We start from the raw sequence: 6,000 nt of genomic DNA on the forward strand, positions 1-6,000 counted from the left end.
AGCGTCTTCGCCCGCAACACCTCCGCGAACTGCTCCGGACCGACCCCCACCAACGGCACCGTGTCCACGACACCCGCCGCGTGGACGACACCGGTGACCGGATGCTCCGCGAGCAGCGCGGCCAGCGCCTCGCGATCGGCGACGTCACAGGGGACCACGGTCGTCGCCGCCCCGAGACCGGCCAGCTCGGCAACCAGCTCGGCAGCCCCGGGGGCCTCCAGGCCCCGCCTGCTGGTCAGGACCAGCTCAGTGACTCCGCGCCGGGCGAGGCGACGGGCGACGGCCGCGCCGAGGGCGCCGGTGCCGCCGGTAATGAGGACCGCTCCGGCGGAGGTGAATTCCCCGGGGGTGTCGGTGTGCGGCGCGATGCGGGTGAGCCTGCGGGTGAAGGTGCCGGAGGCGCGGACGGCGACCTGGTCCTCCGAACCGGCCAGCGCACGCGCCAGACGCATGCCGGCACGCTCGTCCAGGACCGTCGGCAGGTCCACCAGGCCACCCCAACGCTGCGGGAACTCCAACGCCGCAACCCGCCCCAGACCCCACACCTGCGACTGCTCCGGGTCCACCGCACCGTCAGCACGCCCGGTCGACACCGCTCCCGAGGTCACGCACCACAACGGCGCGTCGACCTCCGCGTCACCCAGCGCCTGCACCAAAGCCAGCGACCACGCCACCGACACCGGCAGCCCCTCCAAAACCCCCGCAACACCCCCACGCAAGTCCAGCGCCGCCAGCGACAACACCCCCGCCACACCGCCCCCGAACGCATCCTCCTCCGTCAGACGAGCAGCCAGCTCCCAACGATCCAGCTCACCGTCGTCCAGCACCACCACCAACGGCTCCGCACCACCACCCGCCAAAGCCGCCACACACGCCTCGACCCGCTCCTCGGGCACACCCTCCGTACCCACCACAAGCCAACGCCCCGACACAGCCCCAACAGAGGCGTCGTCCACGACACGCCACGCCACGCGATACCGCATCCCGTCCGCCCGCGAACGCTCCACCCGCTCACGCCGCCAACCAGCCAGAGCCGGCAACACCGCCTCCACCTCACCAGCACCCAACCGCAACACCTCAGCCAGCGCCCGACTGTCACCAGCCTCCACCACCGACCAGAACGCCTCATCCCCACCACCAGAACCAGCGTCCGCCACAGCGTCTGCCGCCCCCGCCGACCCCAGCCAGAACCGCTCACGCTGGAACGCATACGTCGGCAGACCCACACCAGGCCCCGACACATACCGACCCCAGTCCACAGCAGCGCCCTGGACGAAAAGGCCGGCCAGGGCCCGTCCGAAGGCGCTCGTCTCCCCTCCCCCGTTACGCAGGGCGGGGACGGCGGTGACGTCCTCGGTGATGTGCGGGACGAGGGCGGACAGGGTGGCGTCCGGCCCGAGCTCAAGGAAGGTTCGGGTGTCGGTGAGGGAGGTGATCGCGTCGGCGAAGCGGACGGGTTCACGGATCTGACCGACCCAGTAGTCCGGGGTCGCCATGCCCCCCGGCGCGGTCGTGACGACGGGGATGGTCGGGGCGTGGTACGTCAACGACTCCGCGACCGCCGCGAAGTCGTCGAGCATCGGCTCCATCAGATGTGAGTGGAACGCATGCGAGACGCTGAGCCTCTTCACTCGCACGCCCTCGGAGCGCAGGCGTTCCTCCAGCAAGCCGATCGCGTCCGCGTCACCGGAAACCGTCACCGAGGTGGGTCCGTTGACGGCCGCGAGGTCCACGCCCTCGGGCAACTCCAGGACGTTCTCGGCCGCTTCGACGGCCAGCATCGCGCCACCGGAAGGCAGCGCATCCATCAGCCGACCACGCGCGGAAACGAGCGCACAGGCGTCGTCCAAGGACAGCACCCCCGCGCAGTGCGCGGCCGCCAGCTCGCCGATCGAATGGCCCACCAGTACGTCCGGGGTCACACCCCAGGACTCCACCAGCCGGAACAGTGCCACCTCGACCGCGAACAGAGCAGGCTGCGTGTACGCGGTACGCGCCAGCAACTCCGCATCGTCGCCGAACACGGCGTCTCGCAAGGGTCGTTCAAGGTCCACCCGCGCGCACACCGCGTCGAAGGCATCTGCGAACACCGGGAAGGCGTCATACAACTCACGCCCCATCCCCACCCGCTGCGCACCCTGACCCGAGAACAGGAACCCCGTACGCCCATTCCGTACCGTGCCAGTGACGACCCGATGCGAGGGCTCTCCCTCGGCCAGCGCGCGCAGGCCGGTGAGCAGCTCGTCACGATCGTCGCCGAGCACGACCGCCCGGTACTCCAACGCCGCACGCCCCGTCGCCAGCGTATGCGCCACCGCCGACGCACCCACCTCAGGACGCTCGACCAGGAACGCCCCCAAACGCTCGGCCTGCGCAACCAACGCAGCACGCGACCGCGCCGACACCACCCACGGCCCCGCAGCACCCACCCGCACCGGAGCCACCTCAGCCACCTCAGCAGCCTGCTCCAAAATGACGTGCGCGTTCGTCCCACTCACACCGAACGACGACACACCCGCCCGACGCGCACGACCCGCCTCCGGCCAGGCCCGGTCCTCGGTGAGAAGTTCCACCGCGCCGGCCGACCAGTCGACGTGCGGCGTCGGCTCATCCACATGCAACGTCCGCGGCAGCACACCCCGACGGATCGCCTCCACCATCTTGATCACACCCGCGACACCCGAAGCCGCCTGCGTATGACCGATGTTCGACTTCACCGACCCCAGGTACAGGGGTTCGTCGCGGTCCTGCCCGTACGCCGCCAGCAGTGCCTGCGCCTCGATCGGGTCACCCAACCGCGTCCCCGTACCATGCGCCTCCACCGCATCAACCTCGGAGGGCTCCAGACCAGCAGCCGCCAACGCCGCCCGCACCACCCGCTGCTGCGCCGGACCATTCGGCGCCGTCAACCCGTTCGACGCACCGTCCTGATTCACCGCCGAACCCCGCACCACCGCCATAACCTGATGGCCCAAACGCTCGGCGTCCGAGAGCCGCTCCACGAGCAGCACGCCGACGCCCTCGCCCCAGCCGGTGCCGTCCGCGGCAGCAGCGAACGCCTTGCACCGGCCGTCCGAGGCCAGACCGTCCTGCCGGTCGAACTCGGCGAAGACGCCTGGGGTGCTCATCACCGCGACGCCGCCCACGACCGCCATGGAGCACTCCCCGGCGCGCAGCGACTGCGCCGCCAGGTGCAGCGCCACCAACGACGACGAACACGCCGTGTCCACGGTCACCGCAGGACCCTCAAGCCCGAACGAGTACGCGACCCGACCGGACAGCACGCTCCCCGACATGCCGGTCAGGAAGTGGCCCTCGGAGCCGGAGTCCGTGGCTCCCACCCCGTACCCCGAGGGGGACGCGCCGACGAACACGCCGGTCGACGTCCCCTGGAGCGTGCGCGGGTTCATGCCCGCCCGCTCCAGCGCCTCCCACGCCGTCTCCAGCAGCAGTCGCTGCTGCGGATCCATCGCCAGCGCCTCACGCGGCGAGATGCCGAACAGCGCCGCGTCGAAGTCCGTGGCGTCGTGCACGAAGCCGCCCTCCAGGGCGAAGTCGACGCTCGCGCCCGGGGCGGCCCGCCAGCCGCGGTCGGTGGGGAAGGCGCCGACCCCGTCGCGGCCCTCGGCGACCAGGTTCCACAGCGCCTCGGGGGAGTCCACGCCGCCGGGATAGCGGCAGGCCATGGAGACGATCGCGAGCGGTTCGTCGGACGCCGCGGCCGGCGTGACGGCCGCGTGGTCGTCGGTGCTGATCAGCGACAGCAGGTGACGGGCGACCGCCGAGGGGGTGGGGTGGTCGAAGACGAGCGTCGCGGGCAGGTGCAGGCCGACGACCTCAGCCACGCGCTTGCGGACCTGGAGCGCGGTGAGGGAGTCCACGCCCAGATCCTTGAACGGGCGCTCGGCTTCGACGGGGTTGGGGTAGCCGAGGACCTCCGCGGTCTCCCGGCGGACCAGATCGACGACCGTACGGACCCATTCGGATTCGGGCACCCCGGCCAGCAGGGTGCGCACGGCGGAGGCGGCGGACGTCTCCGAGGTGCCCGAACGGCCTTCGTCGCCGTCCGTGCCCCCCGCGAGGGCGTCGGCCGCCTCGGGCAGCGCGGTCAGCAGCGGGCTGGGCCGGCGGCTGGTGAAGGCAGGCGTGAAGCGTGCCCAGTCCACGTCCGCGACGGTCACGCACGCGTCGTCGGAGTCGATCGCGCGCTCCAGCGCGGCGATGCACAGAGCCGCCGCCATGGGGCGCAGCCCCCGGCGTCTCAGGTACGCGTCGGCGCCGTCCCGCGCGGCCATGCCGACCTCTGCCCAGGAACCCCAGGAGACGGCGGTGCCGGCCCGGCCGGCCGCCCGGCGGGCGGTGGCGAGGGCGTCGAGGTGGGCGTTGGCGGCGGCGTAGGCGCCCTGTCCGCCGCTGCCCCAGATGCCGGCGATGGACGAGAACAGCACGAACAGTTCGGCGTCGGGGAGAAGCGCGTCGAGGTGTTCGGCGCCGCGGGCCTTGGCGCGGAGTCCCTCGGCGAGCTCGGGCACCGAGGTCGCGTCGAGCGGGAGGACCGGGTCGAGCCCCGCGGCGTGGACGACACCGGTGACCGGGTGCTCGGCGAGCAGCGCGGCCAGCGCCTCGCGGTCGGCGACGTCGCAGGCGACGACGGTGGCCGTCGCCCCGAGCGCGGCCAGTTCGGTGACCAGGTCGGCGGCCCCGGGGGCTTCCCCGCCCCGCCTGCTGAGCAGCACCAGCTTCCGGGTGCCCCGGCGCGCGAGCATCCGGGCGGTCTCCGCGCCCAGCGCGCCGGTGCCGCCCGTGATCAGGACCGCTTCGGGCAGGCCGGAGGGCAGGGCCGGGTCACTGGTGGCGGCGGAGGGTGCGTGCAGCAGGCGGCGTACGTAGACGCCTTCGGCCCGTACGGCGACCTGGTCCTCGTCCCCGGTGAGCACGGCGGCGAGGCGGGCCAGCGCGCGGGGCTCGAGGTCGGCGGGCAGGTCGATCAGCCCGCCCCAGCGCTCGGGGTGTTCCAGGGCGGCGACCCGGCCGAGCCCCCAGACGCGGGCGGCGGCGGGGTCGGTGATCCGGTCGGCGCGGTGCGCGGCGACGGCGCCGGTGGTGGCGCACCACAGCGGCGCCGTGATCTCGGCGTCGGCCAGCGCCTGTACGACGGTGAGGGTGGCGCCGAGCCCGACGGAGACCGCCGGGTCCTCGGGGTGCGCCCGGTGGTCGTCGGCGAGCAGGGACAGGACTCCGGCGACCGACGGCTCGGCGGACTCGGCCGACGCGGCCGAGTCGCGCAGGAGTTGGCTGAGGCCCCACCTGTCGAGTGCGGCGTCGGGGACCGTCAGTTCGGTCACGTCGGCGCCCGCCTCGAGCAGAGCCCGCGCGCAGCGTGCGGCGTGGTCCGCGTCCGACCCCTCCGTGCGCAACAGCAGCCAGTGTCCGTCGAGTGCGGCGGCGGGTGCGCGGTCGGCGGGCTGCCAGGCGACGCGGTAACGCCAGGCGTCGACGGTGGAGCGTTCGGCGCGGCTTCGGCGCCACACCGAGAGGGCGGGCAGTACGGTCTCCAGCCCGTCGCCCGATTCCAGGTGCAGGGTGCCTGCGACCTGGTCGTAGTCGAGCCGGTCGACGGCGTCCCAGAACTCCGTCTCGTCCGGATCGCCGCCTGTGGCCGCCTCCAGGACCCGGGCGATCTCGGGGGGTTCGGTCATCCAGTAGTGGGTGTGCTGGAAGGCGTAGGTGGGGAGGTCGACGGGCCGGGCATCGGGGAGGACGGTCGTCCAGTCGATCGGGACACCCGCCACATGCGCCTCAGCCAGCGCGGTCAGCCAACGCGTCGCATCCCCGCGATCTCGATGGAGCGTGGTCAGCGTGGTGCCTGGGCGCTCGGCGGCTTCCAGCGTCTCCTCGATGCCGAGGGTCAGGACGGGATGCGGGCTGCATTCCAGGAACACCGACCGGCCGTCCGCCAACAACGCACCCGTCGCCTCATCGAACCGCACCAACGACCGC

General features: G+C 72.9%; 1 protein-coding gene (only partly in view). It reads right to left on the reverse strand.

The features are described 5' to 3' along the window. Positions 1–5,960 carry the start of a type I polyketide synthase gene (locus ACIRNI_RS31575; protein ID WP_403556766.1) on the reverse strand. 11,818 nt of this gene lie to the left of the window's left edge, so 5,960 of the gene's 17,778 nt are visible here — the first part of the coding sequence; the start codon lies at positions 5,958–5,960; the stop codon falls past the left edge of the window. Positions 5,961–6,000: the final 40 nt, after the last annotated feature.

The organism is Streptomyces sp. NPDC093546 (genome assembly GCF_044765045.1).
Classification (GTDB): domain Bacteria; phylum Actinomycetota; class Actinomycetes; order Streptomycetales; family Streptomycetaceae; genus Streptomyces.